The organism is Pseudoclavibacter sp. 8L (assembly GCF_902506465.1).
In the GTDB taxonomy this organism is placed as follows: Bacteria; Actinomycetota; Actinomycetes; order Actinomycetales; family Microbacteriaceae; genus Pseudoclavibacter.
The window spans coordinates 1,839,086-1,853,138 of record NZ_LR733186.1; the positions used below are offsets into that span (position 1 = coordinate 1,839,086).

A 14,053-nucleotide genomic window follows, 5' to 3' on the forward strand; every position below is an offset into this window, starting at 1 on the left:
CCGGCGCCCACCGAGATCTACACTTATGCGACGTCGGCAGCGTCAGATGTGTATAAAGAGACAGTGCTCGGCCTGTCACGAGATCCTAGCCAGTCGGTGGGCCCGCGATGGAGGCGAGGGGACTGCGCGCCCGCACCGTGCGAGGCTCACCAGCCGTGCGTGTTCATCCACTCTCGCCGTTGGTCGGCCTCCTCGCGGGACTCATCGCCGCGCCACGAGTCGTGCGCCGACAGGGCACCGTCGTCGAGCGTGACGAACGCGAAGCAGACGCCGCAGAGGGCTCGGCCGTGCGGGTAGCCGTCCGGGAGCCTCGGCGCCGGAACCGCGGGCGACCCGCTCGCCGGGCACCTGGGCGCGTCCGCGTCGATGTCGCTCCAGAGGAGGCTCGACCCCGTCCGGTTATGGAGGCCGGCGTGGCCAGCGCGACGCGTGCAGATCTCGCCGCTGCGGCGGCTGAGGCACAGCATCCGAGCGGCACCTGGCAGCTGGGCGATCGGGCGATTGCTCACGATGCTCCGATGAGGTTCAGCTGCGTGCCGTCGATGTCCACGAGGTACCCGACCCGACCACCCCAGGCCTCACGGGTGATCGGATGCAGTCGCGGGAACCCGACGCGCGTCTCCGCCACACCCGTCGCCCGGATCGCGGCGTAGAGCTCGTCGACGTCGGCGACGCGAATGCTGCACATCGCGCCGCTCGAGAAGGGATCGAGGTCCGGATGTGGGAAGAACTCGAGCGCGACCGTGCCGCGTTCGAGGATCAGCCACCCCGCATCCCGGTAGGCCGTCTCGAAGCCGAACGAACCGTAGAAGGCGGCCGTCGCGTCGAAGTCCCTCGAGGGGAGATTGGGAACCGCACGATCACGCATGCACCCAGCCTAGGCACGCTGCCTCGGTAGACTCGCGGCATGGCTGACCCGCGAGGATCCGAGGACGAAGAGCAGTTCGCGGTCACCTCGCTCGGGCTCGCGGTCCGGGCGGGCCGCAAGCGCCTCGATCTCTCGGTGCACGCGCTCGCCAAGCAGGCGGGAGTCAGTCTCGGGCTCATCAGCCAGCTCGAGCGCGGCATCGGCAATCCGTCGCTCGGCTCGATCCAGCGACTGGCGACCGCGCTCGGGGTGCCCATCACGCAGCTCCTGGAACCGCCGGCACCCGACTTCGCCGTCGTCACCCAGGACCGACGGCTGCGCTTGCCGACTCCGACCGATGTCCCGGAGGACGAGCGCGCGGTCCGTGAGCTGCTGACGCCTCGCAGCGAGTCGACGCTGCAGCTCATCCGGTCCGTGCTGCCGCCGCGCTTCACGAACGCGGGCCGCCCGTTCCGGCATATCGGAACGGAGAGCGTCACCGTGCTCTCCGGTCGCCTCATGGTGGTGCACGGTGAGGAGCAGGTTGTCCTCGAGGCGGGGGACACCGCGACCTACGCCTGCTCGACCGCCCACTGGTGGTCGAACGAGCACGATGGCGAGACGGTCGTCATCGGGGCCGTGAGCCCCTTCGAGCGCTAGGCCTGCGTCGAGCGCTCGCCCCTGCGGGAGTCTTCCGGCTCGGCGTCGACGGACGAGCTCGAGATCAGCGCCTCATGCAGGTCCTGGATGCGCAGCTCGAGCAGGCGGTCGAGCTCGTCGACGGGGTGGGTGTGGTCATCGACGCGCAGGTCGATCGCGAGCTCCGGCGGGTGGATGCGACGTTCCTGCTTGGTGGCGACGATGATCGCCGCGCTCTGCCGGCCTCGCGCGTCCCCGCCTGCGCTCTGGCCGGCGTGCAGCGCGACGAGCAGTCGTCTCGCGAACACGGCGATCGCGGTCGTCTGCTCGTGTTCGGGGGATCCGGGTTCCGGGGCGCTGCGCTCGAAGGAGTCGGCAATGGCGTCGAGCACTTCTGGCCCGGTGAGCAGGTTGCCGACGGTCACGTAGTCGGCGCCGTGGCGCTGGCCCGTCCAGGGGCTCGTGAGGTCTCCCACCCACGCGCCGGTGCGTCCGGTCAGGTCGAGTGCCGCCGTCTGTCGGAATTCGGGAGCGTCGTCCCATTCGGCGACGCGGCCCACGACGGCGTCGGGTGATTCGCCGGCCGCCAGGGCGTCGAGCATGCTGCCGCGCAGGGCTCTGTTGGTCCACGCCTGACTGGCGACGACCCCCACGGTCGGATCGATGGCGAGCACGGCGTTGCCCACCGCAAGGGATCGACTTGCGGTCACGGCGCCGAGGAGGCCCGCCGCGCGATCGCGTGCCAGCAGTGTGAAGGTCATGCTCGTCCTCGTCTCAGCAGCGCGCCTCGAGGTGGGAACCCCGGGCACTGGAATCGTTTGTGACGATCCTGTTTCGGCCGCCCTGCGGCCTTGTACCTCGCCCAAGCGTGCCACATACTGATGAAACATTCACGAAAATGAACGAAGTGGAGTGCATCATGCAACGACGAAGTGCAGGGATCGGAGCCGCGGCCATCGGCGCGCTCCTCGTCTTGAGCGGATGCTCGGCCGGCGAGAGCGTCGATCTCGGCGCCGGAGACGCCGTCGAAGGCGAAGTGCTCCACGCGGCAATCGGCGGCGAACCCGACCAGCTCGACCCCCACAAGACGTCCTCCTACTTCTCGTTCCAGGTGCTCGAGAACGTCTACGACACCCTTGTCGAACCCGACGAGAACCTCGAGATGCAGCCAGCGCTCGCGGAGTCCTGGGAGACCAGCGACGACCAGCTGACCTGGACCTTCACGCTGCGCGACGGTGTCACCTTCCACGACGGCTCCGACTTCACGAGCGAGGATGTCGTCTACTCGTACAACCGCATCATCGACGAAGAGCTTGCCAACGCGTGGAAGTTCGACGCCGTCACGAACGTCGAGGCACCGGACGACTCGACGGTCGTCATCACAGTCTCGCAGCCGACCCCGAACCTGCTCTCCAACCTCGGTGGCTTCAAGGGCATGGCGATCGTCGAGCAGTCCAACGTCGAATCCGGGGAGATCGCGAACGCGCCCGTCGGCACCGGCCCCTTCTCGCTCGCGAGCTACACGAGCGGCGACCGCATCGAGCTCGCCGCAAACCCCGACTACTGGGACGGCGCCCCGAGCATCGGCGGCGTCGAGTTCCAGTTCATCTCGGAGCCCTCGACGGCGCTCGCGGCGCTCAAGAGCGGTGAGATCCAGTGGACCGACGTCGTCCCCGCGCAGCAGGTCGAGGAGCTCAGCGGCGACGAGTCCATCGAACTGGGACAGAACCCGTCGAGCGACTACTGGTACTTGGCACTCAACGAGGGCAAGGAGCAGTGGCAGGACCCACGCGTCCGCCAGGCCATCGCCTACGCCATCGACCGCGACGCCATCGTGCAGGCGGTCAGCTACGGCACCGCCGAGGCCAACCAGCTCGCCATCCCGCAGGACAGCATCTGGTACACGGAATACGACAAGTACTCGACCGACATCGAGGAGTCGAAGCGGCTCCTCAGCGAGGCCGGTTTCACCGGCGGAACGCTCGACCTGCTCGCGACGAGCGAGTACCCCGAGACCGTCACGGCAGCGCAGATCATCGCATCCAACCTCGAGCCGCTCGGCATCACCGTCGAGATCAGGCAGCCCGACTTCTCGACCTGGCTCGATGAACAGAATTCCGGCAACTTCGACATGCTCATGATGGGCTGGCTCGGCAACATCGACCCGGACGACTTCTACTACTCACAGCACCACAGCGACGGTGGCAGCAATGCCCAGAAGTACTCCAACCCGGAGGTCGACGCGCTGCTCGACTCGGCCCGCACGGAGACCGACCAGGCCGCGCGCAAGGAGCTGTACGCGCAGGCCGCGACGATCATCGCCGACGACGCCAGCTACATCTACCTGTACAACCCGTCGGTGATCCAGGTGTGGAGCCCGACCCTCGGCGACTACGAGGCGCGCGCTGACCGGGCGACGCGCTTCCGCGACGCCACGCTGACCCCGTAGCCCGCCCCCGCCCAGCGACCGGGCGAGACGGCGGTACAGCAAGAAAACAACCCAGGACACAGGGTCCACGAGGGGAAAACCCAATGAGAATGTCGTTCGGCTCCATCGCCGCGTTCCTCGGCTGGCGCCTGCTCTACTCGGCGATCGTGCTGCTCGGAGTGCTCGTCGTCGTCTTCTCCCTCGTGCACTTCGTGCCGGGCGACCCAGTTCGGCTGGCGCTCGGCACGAGGTACACGCAGGAGGCGTACGACGCGCTCCGGGCGGCGTCCGGCCTCGACCGGCCCATCCTCGAGCAGTTCTTCTCCTACGTCGGCAACGCGCTCACGGGCAACCTCGGCGTGAGCTTCCGCAACGGCGACGCCGTGACGACGACGCTGCTCGAGCGCCTGCCGGCGACGCTCTCGCTGGCCGGCGTCGGGCTCGTGATCGCGCTCCTCATCTCCGTGCCTGCCGGCATCTGGTCGGCGCTCCGGGAAGGGCGCGTGAGCGACGGCGTCATCCGCGTCACGAGCCAGTTCGGCGTCTCGATTCCGGACTTCTGGATGGGCATGCTGCTCATAGGGCTGTTCTCGTCGACGCTCGGCTGGCTTCCCTCGAGCGGCTACTCGTCGATCAGCGAGGACCCGGCCGACTGGGCCAGGCACGTGCTCCTGCCCGGTCTCACCGTCGGCCTCGTCGCAGGGGCCATCATGACGCGCTACATCCGCTCGGCCGTGCTCGAGGTGGCGTCCATGGGCTACGTCCGAACCGCGAAGTCCAAGGGGCTCTCGGCGTGGACGGTGACGATGCGCCACATCGTCCGGAACGCGCTCGTGCCCGTCCTCACGATCGCCGGCATCCAGCTCGCGACGATCCTCGGCGGCGTCATCGTCGTCGAGGTCGTCTTCGCCTGGCCTGGACTCGGACGTCTCGTCTACGACGCCGTCTCCTCGCGCGACTACCCGCTCATCCAGGGCTCCGTGTTGCTCATCGCCGTGATGTTCCTCGCCGTGAACTTCATCGTGGATGTGCTCTACGCGCTCGTCGACCCGAGGATCCGGCTCTCATGACCGCACAGAACCCAGAAGCCACGCGGCAAGCGGAATCCGGCCCGCCCGCACCGGAGGATCGCACCCGCGTCGCAGCCTGGCGCCTTCTCCTCAGCAACCCCGTGACGGTCGTCAGCGCGGTGCTCCTCTTCATCGTCGTGTTCGTCGCCCTGCTCGGTCCCTGGATCGCGCCATACGGCGTCAACGACGTCGACGTCGCGAACCAGCTCCAGCCGCCGAGCGCCGCGCACTGGTTCGGTACCGACGACCTCGGACGGGACGTGCTGAGCCGTGTGATGATCGCATCTGGCGTCTCCCTGCAGGTGGCGTTCGTCTCCGTCACGTTCGCCTTCGTCGTCGGCGTGCTGGTCGGCGTCATCTCCGGCTACGCGGGCGGACTCCTCGACACCGTGCTCATGCGCCTCGTCGACGTCATGTTCGCGTTCCCCGTGCTGCTGCTCGCCCTCGCGATCGTCGCGATCCTCGCGCCGGGGCTCGCAACGACCATGCTCGCGATCGGCATCGTCTACACGCCGATCTTCGCGAGGGTCGCCCGAGCGAGCACGCTCTCGGTCCGCGTCGAGCCGTACGTCCAGGTCTCCCGCACGATGGGCACCCCGTGGGCGAGCATCCTCGGCCGCCACGTGCTGCCCAACATCACCGGCCCGATCATCGTGCAGACCTCCCTCTCCCTGGCCTTCGCGATCCTGGCCGAATCGGCCCTCTCCTTCCTCGGTCTCGGCATCCAGCCGCCGGCACCCTCCTGGGGCGGCATGCTCTTCGCCGCGCAGGGCTTCATCAGCCAGGCCTGGTGGATGAGCCTCTTCCCCGGCGTCGCGATCTTCATCACGGCGCTCTCCTTCAACCTGCTCGGCGACGGGATGCGAGACGTCCTCGACCCCAAGCAGCGCACCCTCATCGAGTCAAGGAGGAAGCGATGACCGCTCCAGCGCTCCGCGTCGCCGACCTGCGGGTCTCCATCGGCCGCAAGGACATCGTCCGGGGTCTGGACTTCTCGATCGAGCCAGGCGGAACGCTCGGCATCGTGGGCGAGTCCGGATCGGGGAAGTCGATGACCGTCCTCGCCGCCACCGGACTCCTCGACGCGCCAGGCGCCCGCGTCACAGGCACCAGCACGCTCAACGACCACAAGCTCGGGCAGGTCGAGCTGATCGGCGCCTCCGCCCGAACCCTGCGGAGCGTGCACGGCAACGGGATCGGCTTCGTCTTCCAGGACCCGAGCACCTCGCTCAACCCGCTGCTCACCCTCGGCCGGCAGCTGACCGAATCGCTCGAGACGCACCGACGCCTTTCGCGCCGCGCCGCGCGCACGAAAGCCATCGAGCTCCTCGACTCCGTCGGCATCCCAGAGCCTGAAGCGCGCTTCGACGCCTACCCGCACGAGCTCTCAGGTGGGCAGCGGCAGCGCGTCATGATCGCCATCGCGCTCTCCTGCGACCCCGGCCTGCTCGTCGCCGACGAGCCGACGACCGCCCTCGACGTGACCACGCAGGCGCAGATCATCGATCTCGTCCGCACCCTCCAGCACGAGCACGGCACCGCCGTCATCTGGATCAGCCACGACATGGGCGTCATCTCGCAGGTCGCCGACGAGGTGCTCGTGATGCGCCACGGCGAGGCCGTCGAACGGCGCAGCGCCATCGACCTCGTCACGGCTCCACGGCACCCGTACACCAGGGAGCTGCTCGCGGCGAGGCCCCGGCTCGGCAAGGCGAAGCCCACACCAGCGAAGCCGGACGCGACGACGATCCTCCAGGTCTCCGCGCTCGACGTGCGCTTCCCCATCCAGACCCCAAAGGGCCGCAGCCACGTGCACGCCGTCGACGGCGTCTCGTTCGAGCTGCGCCAGGGAACGACGCTCGGCATCGTCGGCGAGTCGGGCTCCGGGAAGTCGACCATCGCGAACGCGCTCACCGGCCTCGTCAAGCCGACGGGCGGCACTGCGACGCTCGAAGGCCTCGACGTGCTCAAAGCCGATAACCAGTTGCGGCGCCGCATCGCGATGGTCTTCCAGGACCCGTTCTCCTCGCTCGACCCCCGCATGTCCGTCGGCCAGTCGGTCGCCGAGCCGCTGCGCGTGCACCGCCTCCCCGCTGGCGGTTCACGGTCCGCGCGCATCGACGAGCTCTTCGACCTCGTCGAGCTCCCGCGGGACTTCATCGGCCGGTATCCGCACGAGCTCTCCGGCGGGCAGCGACAGCGAGTCTCGATCGCCAGGGCCCTCGCGCTCGAGCCGGACATCGTCATCCTCGACGAGTCGACGGCGTCACTGGATGTGTCCATCCAGTCCCGCGTGCTCGAGCTGCTGCGCAGGCTGCAGGACGAGCTCTCGCTCAGCTACCTCTTCATCGCGCACGACCTCGCGATCGTCGAGGAGATGAGCCACGACGTGCTGGTCATGCAGCGCGGGCGGATCGTCGAGCATGCCGCAGCCGACGAGATCTTCGGTGCCCCTCGGGAGGACTACACGAAGCAGCTCCTCGCGGCGATCCCGCCGGAGCTCCCGAGAAGTCTGAACGCGCATTCGTCCTGACCTCCCTGCTCTCGCACACCGCGGGTAAGCTCTGTCTGCCGCGTTCCGCGCTGCACCAGAACACCAAGGAGAACACCGTGCCCGTTGGCCTGCTCGCCGTCGTCGACGACATCCTCACCGCTGCGCTGAAGGCATCGGCGAAGTCGGCGGGAGTTGTCATCGACGACGCCGCCGTCACGCCGCAGTACGTGCAGGGCATCACGCCAGCACGAGAGCTGCCGGTGGTGTGGAACATCGCCAAGGGCAGTCTCTTCAACAAGTTCGTGATCATCATCCCGATCGCGCTGCTGCTGACGGCCTTCGCCCCCTGGGTGCTGCCCTTCCTCCTCATCGTGGGCGGGGTGTACCTCTGCTTCGAGGGCGCGGAGAAGGTCACCGAGTGGTTCGGACACCATCACGCGCTCGACGAAGACCATCCGCGTGACGAGAAGAAGCTCGTCTCGGGTGCGGTGCGCACCGACCTGATCCTCTCGACCGAGATCATGCTCATCTCGCTCTCGAACCTCGACCCCGAGCTGGGGTTCTGGATGCGCTTGGCGGCGCTCGTCGTCATCGCGCTCGCGATGACGGCCCTCGTCTACGGAGCCGTGGCGCTGCTCGTCAAGATCGACGACGTCGGCCTGCACATGGCGACCCGCCGCGACCGCCGCACCCGCCACCTCGGCGTGCGCATCGTGCGCTCCATGCCCGCGGTCTTCCGCATCATCAGCATCGTCGGAACCGTCGCGATGCTCTGGGTGGGCGGCCACCTCGTCATCATCAACGTCGGCGAGGTCGGCTGGCACGCGCCGGCAGACCTGCTGCACGAGATCGAGCATGCCCTCATGAACGCCGGTGCCGTCGTCGTCTGGCTCGTCGACACGCTCATCTCCGCCATCGTCGGGCTCGCCGTCGGCCTCGTCGTCGTCGGCATCACGCTGCTCGTCGGACGCATCCTGCCGAAGAAGGCCAAGGCCGCCTCGGCCGCAGAAGCTCCAAGCACCGAGAAGCACTAGCGACGCACCGCAGAGCCGGATGCTCGGCTCAGTCCTGCACGCCGGGTCCCGTCGCGGCGCCTCCGGCGACGAGCTCTGCGAAGGCCGTGCCAAGCGCATCCCTGACGAGACGAACGCTGTCTCGATCGCGGAGCGCCCCGCGCGTCGCCGTGAAGATGTCCCGGTGGGGGCGTCCCGGGAGGTCCAGGAAGCGCAGCCCGCCACCTGAGGCGGCACCCACGAGCTCGGAGACGAGGCCAACCGCGTGACCCGCGGCGATGAGGCGCAGGTGCGTGTGCAGGTCACTGGCCACGTACCGGACTTCCGGTTCGAATCCCGCCGCCCTGCACTGCTGCTCCGCCCAGTTCCGCGCGGCGGTGCCCGGGGGCTCCATCACCCAGGGGCTGTCGCGGAAATCGGCGATCGAGGTGGCGGACGAGGCCGCGCTGGTCGCGAGCGAGATCGCGTCGAAACCGAGGACCTCACGCTCGATGCCCTCCGCGTGCGGCCTGGTGTGGCCCGGATACTCCTCGGCGACCACGAGGTCGTACCGGTGCGCCTCGAGCTCGAAGAGCCCCTCTTCTGGTGAGACGGCGTCCACTTCGACCCGGATGTCTGGACGGGTCTGCTCCAGGAGCGTCAGGGCCCGGGGGAGCAGCGCGCGGACGACCGACTCAAGCGCGGCCACCCGCACCCGCTCGGTGCCCGTGCGCATCGCTGCGAGCTCATCGCGAGTGCGGGTCTCCAGGTCGAGCACACGCGCGGCGTGCTCGGCGAGCGTCACCCCCTGCGGCGTCAGCCGCACGCGCCTGCCATCCTGCACGAGCAGGGGAACGCCCACCTCGCGCTGCAGCTGCGCCAGCTGGTGCGAGACGGTCGATGCGCTGAAGTTGAGCGACGCCGCGACGGCGGTGATGGTGCCACGCAGCTGCAGTTCACGCAGCAGGCGGAGGCGGCGGAGGTCCCACATCCGACACCACCTTTCGATTTCATCGATGAGTTCGTTTCGGCTATCTTCGCTATTCGTCCGCAATCATGCCAGCAACACTGGAAAGGACGCGTACCCACCGGGGTCGACGCGTCGCTTCCAGAAGGAGTCACTGCCGATGTCCGATCTGACCTTCCAGCTCATCGCCCTCGCGATCTACTTCGCGGCGATGGTGGGCATTGGGATCTACGCGTTCCGCCAGACCAAAGACCACGAGGACTACATGCTCGGCGGGCGCAATCTCAGCCCAGGCACCGCGGCACTCAGCGCCGGAGCCTCTGACATGTCCGGCTGGTTGATGCTGGGGCTGCCCGGCGCGATCTTCGTGTCGGGTCTTGTCGAGGCCTGGATCGGTATCGGCCTGCTGATCGGTGCCTACTTGAACTGGCGTTTCGTGGCGCCGAGACTGCGCGCCTACACCGAGGTCGCCAGTAACTCGATCACGGTGCCGAGCTACTTCGAGAATCGCCTGCACGACAAGTCGCGCGCGCTTCGCATCGCGAGCGGTGTCGTCATCTTGGTCTTCTTCACCTTCTACATCTCGTCCGGCATGGTTGCCGGAGGCGTGTTCTTCGAGAGCAGCTTCAACGGGGACTACCTGACGGGCATGCTCCTCGTGGCCGGAGTCACATTGGCGTACACGCTCTTCGGGGGCTTCCTCGGCGCGACGTTCACCGACGTCGTCCAGGGGATCATGATGCTCCTCGCGCTCGTCGCCATCCCAGTGGTCGCGATCATGTCATTGGGCGGATTCGGGGGCGTGAGCGAAGCCATCGTCGCTTCGGGCGTCGACCACACGGGTCTCATCCCAGCCGAGCTGAGCTGGCCCGTCATCATCGGCATCATCTCTGCGCTCGGGTGGGGCCTCGGCTACGTCGGGCAGCCACACATCATCGTGCGATTCATGGCGCTCCGCGATTCGCACTCGGCGATCGCCGGCCGTCGAATCGGTATGGGATGGATGCTGCTCTCGATGCTGGGCGCAGTCACCGCTGGCATCGTCGGAGTCGCCTACGTTCAGCAGAATGGGATCGACATCGCCGACCCCGAGACGATCGTGCTCGTCATGGCGCAGGTGCTGTTCCACCCACTGGTCAGCGGGTTCATCCTCGCCGCGGTGCTTGCCGCCATCATGAGCACGATCTCGAGCCAGCTCATCGTGTGCTCGTCGGCGCTCGTCGAGGACCTCTTCATGGTCATCGCGAAGAAGAAGCCGGAGCAGAAGACACTTGTCCTGGCAGGACGAGGTGCGGTGCTCGCAATCGCGGTCGTCGCGGGCCTGCTCGCGATCAGCCCATCCGACTCGATCCTCGCGCTCGTCGGCTTCGCCTGGGCTGGCTTCGGTGCCGCCTTCGGCCCGATCATCCTGCTGAGCCTCTACTGGAAGAAGCTCACCAACTGGGGCGCGCTGGCGGGCATGGTCGCCGGTGCCGCTACGGTCTTCATCTGGTCAGCGCTCGGCACCGACTTGTACGAGATCATCCCCGGGTTCATCCTGAACCTGGCCGTCGCCGTCGGCGTCAGCCTGGCGACGCACAAGCCTGGCAGCGCGACCGACGTGGACGTCGAGCGAGAGTTCGCGGAGACCGGGGCACTGGCAATCGTCAAGCCGTCGAAGTAGCGGTTTCGCTGCGGCCTGCCGCCCCCTGCCGCCCTCAGTCGCACGAAGTTGTGGCCCGATGCGCTTCCCTGAATCGGGAGGCGCATCGGGCCACAACTCTGTCGGGACCGACTTGCGCCGAGATGTCAGAGCCGCGGCGTGCGCGGCGGCTCCGTGCGGCGCTCGCCCGTCGCCTCGAAGGCTGCGGCGAGGCGGAGGAGCGCCGTGTCGTCGTAGGCCCTCCCCGCGAAGGTGAGCCCCACCGGCATCCCGATGTCCGCCATCGTGCCCATGGGCACGGTCACGGTGGGGATGCCCAGGTGACGGATGGCGAGGTTCCCGTTCGCGACCCACACGCCGTTGCGCCAGCCCAGGTCTGCTGAGGCCACGTCGACGTCCATGTCGGCTGGGCCCACGTCGGCCACCGCGGGAAAGACGACGGCGTCGAGGCGTTGCGCGAGCATCCACTCCTCGAGGTCGACCCGCCGAGTCTCCTCGAGGCCGCGCACGCCGGCGGCCAGCTCCGGGATGTCGGCGAACGAGGCGACCGGATGCTCGCGCACGTGGTCCGGGTAGGTGGCGATGTCGTCATCGAAGCCCGTGTAGCGATCCGGGAGCGCCCCCTCGGGGTGCGGGAAGATGCGCGAGCCGTCGACCTGCGTCAGGGAGTTGAGCTCGGGGTCGGCGTTCGCCGCGAGGAAGTCCTCCCACCCCCACGCCGACAGGTCGACGATCTCCCGCTTGAGGTACTCGGGGGAGATGAGCCCGCGTGTGTGGATCTTCGGAGCTCCCGGCCGGTCGCCCTCGTAGTTCGACACGACGGGGAAGTCGACCTCGACGACGGTCGCGCCCGCCGCCTCGAGGTCAGCCCGCGCCGCCTCCCAGAGCTCGACGATGGATCGACGCGTGTCGATCTTCTGGCCGGTCGGGCCGCCGATACCCGGCTCGAGCGACGTTCCAGCCTCCGAGTCCGCGTTGATGTACATGCGAGGAACGCCGATGCGGGTACTCGCGAGGCTCGCACGCGCATCCGCCTGGTTCGACGGGAGCAGGGCGACGTACGAGGCGGGACGCACCTCCGAGACGGGAGGGATGCGCACCCACGGCTGCGCACGCCAGAAGTCGCCTCGCGTCTGGGGATCTTCGGCCACCACCACGTCGAGCACCTCGAGGAGGTCGGCCATGGAGCGAGCGTGGGGGACGACGACGTCCATCGTCGGGACGAGCGGCCAGTTGCCGCGCACCGAGATCACGCCTCGTGAGGGCGTGTACGCGCACAGCGCGTTGTTGGAAGCCGGGGCTCGACCGCTCGACCAGGTCTCCTCGCCGAGGCCGAACGCGGCGAAGCTCGCGCCCGTCGCGGTTCCCGAGCCGTTCGAGGACCCGGAGCCGAACGCGGACGTCAGGAACGCGGCGTTGTACGGGCTCTCGGCGCGGCCATACTCGCCGCGCTGCATGCCGCCATTCGCCATCGGCGGCATGTTCGTGAGTCCGAGGCAGATCGCACCCCCTGCGCGGAGGCGCTCGATCGTGAACGCGTCGCGCTGCGCGACGAGGCCCGCGAAGGCGGGGCTCCCGGACGCCGCGGTCAGGCCCTCGACGAGGTAGCTGTCCTTGGCCGTGTAGGGGATGCCGTCGAGCGGGCCGAGCAGGCGCCCCGCCGCGCGGCGCCGGTCCGAGGCGCGAGCCTCCTCGAGCGCATCCGGGTTCTCGACCACCACTGCGTTGAGGTTCGGGCCGCTCACGTCGTAGGCAGCGATCCTCGCGAGGTAGGCCTCGACCAGGCCGGCGCTCGTCGCGCGCCCGTCCTCGAGTGCGGTCCGCAGCTGCGCGATCGTCGCCTCGACCACGTCGAAGCTCACCGTGCGCCCCCGAGCGTGGGCTGCTGCTGGGTGATGCAGTGGATGCCGCCCCCGCGCGCGAACAGCTCACGGGCATCCACCGACACGACCGTGCGGCCGGGGTAGACCGACTCGAGCACCTCGCGCGCCCGCGCATCCGCCGCGTCGTCGTCGAAGCCGCACGCGATGACGCCGTCGTTCGTGACGAGGTGGTTGACGTAGCTCCAGTCGACGAAGCCCTCCTCATCGCGCAGCGTGCTCGGCGCCGGGATGCCGACGATCTCGAGTTCTCGGCCGGCGGCGTCCCGCTGGCCCGCGAGGTGCTCGCGCAGGCCGGCGACGACCTGGTGGTCCGGATGCTCGGGGTCGAGCTGCTCGTGCAGGAGGAGCGTGCCAGGCGCGGTGAGGGTCGCGACGATGTCGACGTGCCCGTTCGTGCCGAACTCGTCGTAGTCGCGGGTGAGCCCCCGCGGCAGCCAGATGGTGTGCGTCGCGCCCAGGGTCCTCGCGAACTCGGCCTCGACGCGCGTCTTGTCGGCGAGCGGGTTGCGTCGCGGATCGAGCTGCACGGTCTCCGTCGCGAGCAGCGTGCCCTCGCCGTCGACATGGATGCCGCCGCCCTCGTTGACGAGCAGCGAGCTCACGAGCTCAGCGCCGCTCGCCTCAGCCACGAAGCGGCCGATCCCCGCCGATTTCTGCCACTCGGCCCAAGCCGGCGCGCCCCAGCCGTTGAAGATCCAGTCGACGGCGCCGAGGACGCCGGGTCGTTCGTCGTCGGTGACGAAGGTCGGGCCGATGTCGCGCATCCAGAACTCGTCGAGGGGTGCCTCGAGGATCTCGATCTCCTCGCCGAGCATCCGGCGGGCGCGGTGCAGCTCGCTGGGATCGACGACCATCGTGACGGGTTCGAAGCGCGCGACGGCGTGCGCGACCGCGGTCCAGGCGGCGTAGCCGGCCTCACGCTGCGCGGCGGTGTCGCCGAGTGTGATCCCCTCGCGGGGGAAGGCCATCCACGTGCGATCGTGCGGCGCCGTCTCGGCGGGCATCTTCCAGGCCATATCCGGTCCTCCAGAACTCGATGCGAGCATTGTTGATCATCTGATCAACAAGTGCTCGAAGAGTACGTAGACTCG

General features: G+C 68.5%; 13 protein-coding genes. 7 read left to right on the forward strand and 6 right to left on the reverse strand.

Annotated features, from left to right (window positions below):
- Positions 1-146: 146 nt before the first annotated feature.
- The gene (locus GV007_RS15335; protein ID WP_236558532.1) at positions 147-509 is read right to left on the reverse strand and encodes a hypothetical protein; all 363 of its coding nucleotides are present in this window, start codon (positions 507-509) and stop codon (positions 147-149) included.
- On the reverse strand, positions 506-868 hold the full coding sequence (locus GV007_RS15340; protein ID WP_160073914.1) for a bleomycin resistance protein: 363 nt from the start codon (positions 866-868) through the stop codon (positions 506-508). The genes GV007_RS15335 and GV007_RS15340 overlap by 4 nt, the downstream gene beginning before the upstream one ends.
- Before the next feature lie 39 nt (positions 869-907).
- Between GV007_RS15340 and GV007_RS15345 the strand changes: the two genes are divergently transcribed.
- Positions 908-1,507: a helix-turn-helix domain-containing protein gene (locus GV007_RS15345; RefSeq protein ID WP_160073916.1), complete on the forward strand. Its 600-nt coding sequence runs from the start codon at positions 908-910 to the stop codon at positions 1,505-1,507.
- Here GV007_RS15345 and GV007_RS15350 read toward each other — a convergent pair.
- Positions 1,504-2,247, reverse strand: coding sequence for a DUF1028 domain-containing protein (locus GV007_RS15350; RefSeq protein ID WP_160073918.1), 744 nt, complete (start codon positions 2,245-2,247; stop codon positions 1,504-1,506). The genes GV007_RS15345 and GV007_RS15350 overlap by 4 nt on opposite strands.
- A 158-nt stretch (positions 2,248-2,405) precedes the next feature.
- Here GV007_RS15350 and GV007_RS15355 point away from each other — a divergent pair, with 158 nt between their 5' ends.
- From GV007_RS15355 to GV007_RS15375, 5 genes are all read left to right on the forward strand, one after another.
- Entirely contained in the window at positions 2,406-3,935 is a 1,530-nt protein-coding gene (locus GV007_RS15355; RefSeq protein ID WP_160073920.1) for an ABC transporter substrate-binding protein, read from the forward strand.
- An 83-nt stretch (positions 3,936-4,018) separates the two neighbouring features.
- Positions 4,019-4,984 carry an ABC transporter permease gene (locus GV007_RS15360; protein WP_160073922.1) on the forward strand — a complete coding sequence of 322 codons (966 nt, stop codon included), beginning with the start codon at positions 4,019-4,021 and terminating at the stop codon, positions 4,982-4,984.
- A complete protein-coding gene (locus GV007_RS15365) occupies positions 4,981-5,904 on the forward strand; it encodes an ABC transporter permease (protein ID WP_160073924.1) in 924 nt (307 codons plus the stop codon). The genes GV007_RS15360 and GV007_RS15365 overlap by 4 nt, the downstream gene beginning before the upstream one ends.
- Positions 5,901-7,517: an ABC transporter ATP-binding protein gene (locus GV007_RS15370; protein ID WP_160073926.1), complete on the forward strand. Its 1,617-nt coding sequence runs from the start codon at positions 5,901-5,903 to the stop codon at positions 7,515-7,517. Before GV007_RS15365 ends, GV007_RS15370 begins: the two co-directional genes overlap by 4 nt.
- Positions 7,518-7,594: 77 nt before the next feature.
- Positions 7,595-8,512 carry a DUF808 domain-containing protein gene (locus GV007_RS15375; protein WP_160073928.1) on the forward strand — a complete coding sequence of 306 codons (918 nt, stop codon included), beginning with the start codon at positions 7,595-7,597 and terminating at the stop codon, positions 8,510-8,512.
- A 28-nt stretch (positions 8,513-8,540) separates the two neighbouring features.
- Here the strand turns inward: GV007_RS15375 and GV007_RS15380 are convergent, their stop codons facing one another.
- A complete protein-coding gene (locus GV007_RS15380) occupies positions 8,541-9,461 on the reverse strand; it encodes a LysR family transcriptional regulator (protein ID WP_160073930.1) in 921 nt (306 codons plus the stop codon).
- A gap of 136 nt (positions 9,462-9,597) precedes the next feature.
- Between GV007_RS15380 and putP the strand changes: the two genes are divergently transcribed.
- Positions 9,598-11,100: a sodium/proline symporter PutP gene (gene putP, locus GV007_RS15385; RefSeq protein WP_160073932.1), complete on the forward strand. Its 1,503-nt coding sequence runs from the start codon at positions 9,598-9,600 to the stop codon at positions 11,098-11,100.
- A gap of 125 nt (positions 11,101-11,225) precedes the next feature.
- Here putP and GV007_RS15390 read toward each other — a convergent pair whose 3' ends face one another.
- Both GV007_RS15390 and GV007_RS15395 read right to left on the reverse strand, forming a co-directional pair.
- Positions 11,226-12,941: an amidase gene (locus GV007_RS15390; RefSeq protein ID WP_160073934.1), complete on the reverse strand. Its 1,716-nt coding sequence runs from the start codon at positions 12,939-12,941 to the stop codon at positions 11,226-11,228.
- Entirely contained in the window at positions 12,938-13,978 is a 1,041-nt protein-coding gene (locus GV007_RS15395) for an agmatine deiminase family protein (RefSeq protein WP_160073936.1), read from the reverse strand. Before GV007_RS15395 ends, GV007_RS15390 begins: the two co-directional genes overlap by 4 nt.
- Positions 13,979-14,053: the final 75 nt, after the last annotated feature.

Excerpts from the sequence above, each read along its gene's own strand:
- GV007_RS15370 (WP_160073926.1), top strand. The coding sequence starts at position 5,901 with ATGACCGCTCCAGCGCTCCGCGTCGCCGACCTGCGGGTCTCCATCGGC.
- GV007_RS15380 (WP_160073930.1), bottom strand. The coding sequence starts at position 9,461 with ATGTGGGACCTCCGCCGCCTCCGCCTGCTGCGTGAACTGCAGCTGCGT.
- GV007_RS15345 (WP_160073916.1), top strand. The coding sequence starts at position 908 with ATGGCTGACCCGCGAGGATCCGAGGACGAAGAGCAGTTCGCGGTCACC.
- GV007_RS15365 (WP_160073924.1), top strand. The coding sequence starts at position 4,981 with ATGACCGCACAGAACCCAGAAGCCACGCGGCAAGCGGAATCCGGCCCG.
- putP (WP_160073932.1), top strand. The coding sequence starts at position 9,598 with ATGTCCGATCTGACCTTCCAGCTCATCGCCCTCGCGATCTACTTCGCG.
- GV007_RS15340 (WP_160073914.1), bottom strand. The coding sequence starts at position 868 with ATGCGTGATCGTGCGGTTCCCAATCTCCCCTCGAGGGACTTCGACGCG.
- GV007_RS15395 (WP_160073936.1), bottom strand. The coding sequence starts at position 13,978 with ATGGCCTGGAAGATGCCCGCCGAGACGGCGCCGCACGATCGCACGTGG.
- GV007_RS15360 (WP_160073922.1), top strand. The coding sequence starts at position 4,019 with ATGAGAATGTCGTTCGGCTCCATCGCCGCGTTCCTCGGCTGGCGCCTG.
- GV007_RS15355 (WP_160073920.1), top strand. The coding sequence starts at position 2,406 with ATGCAACGACGAAGTGCAGGGATCGGAGCCGCGGCCATCGGCGCGCTC.
- GV007_RS15350 (WP_160073918.1), bottom strand. The coding sequence starts at position 2,247 with ATGACCTTCACACTGCTGGCACGCGATCGCGCGGCGGGCCTCCTCGGC.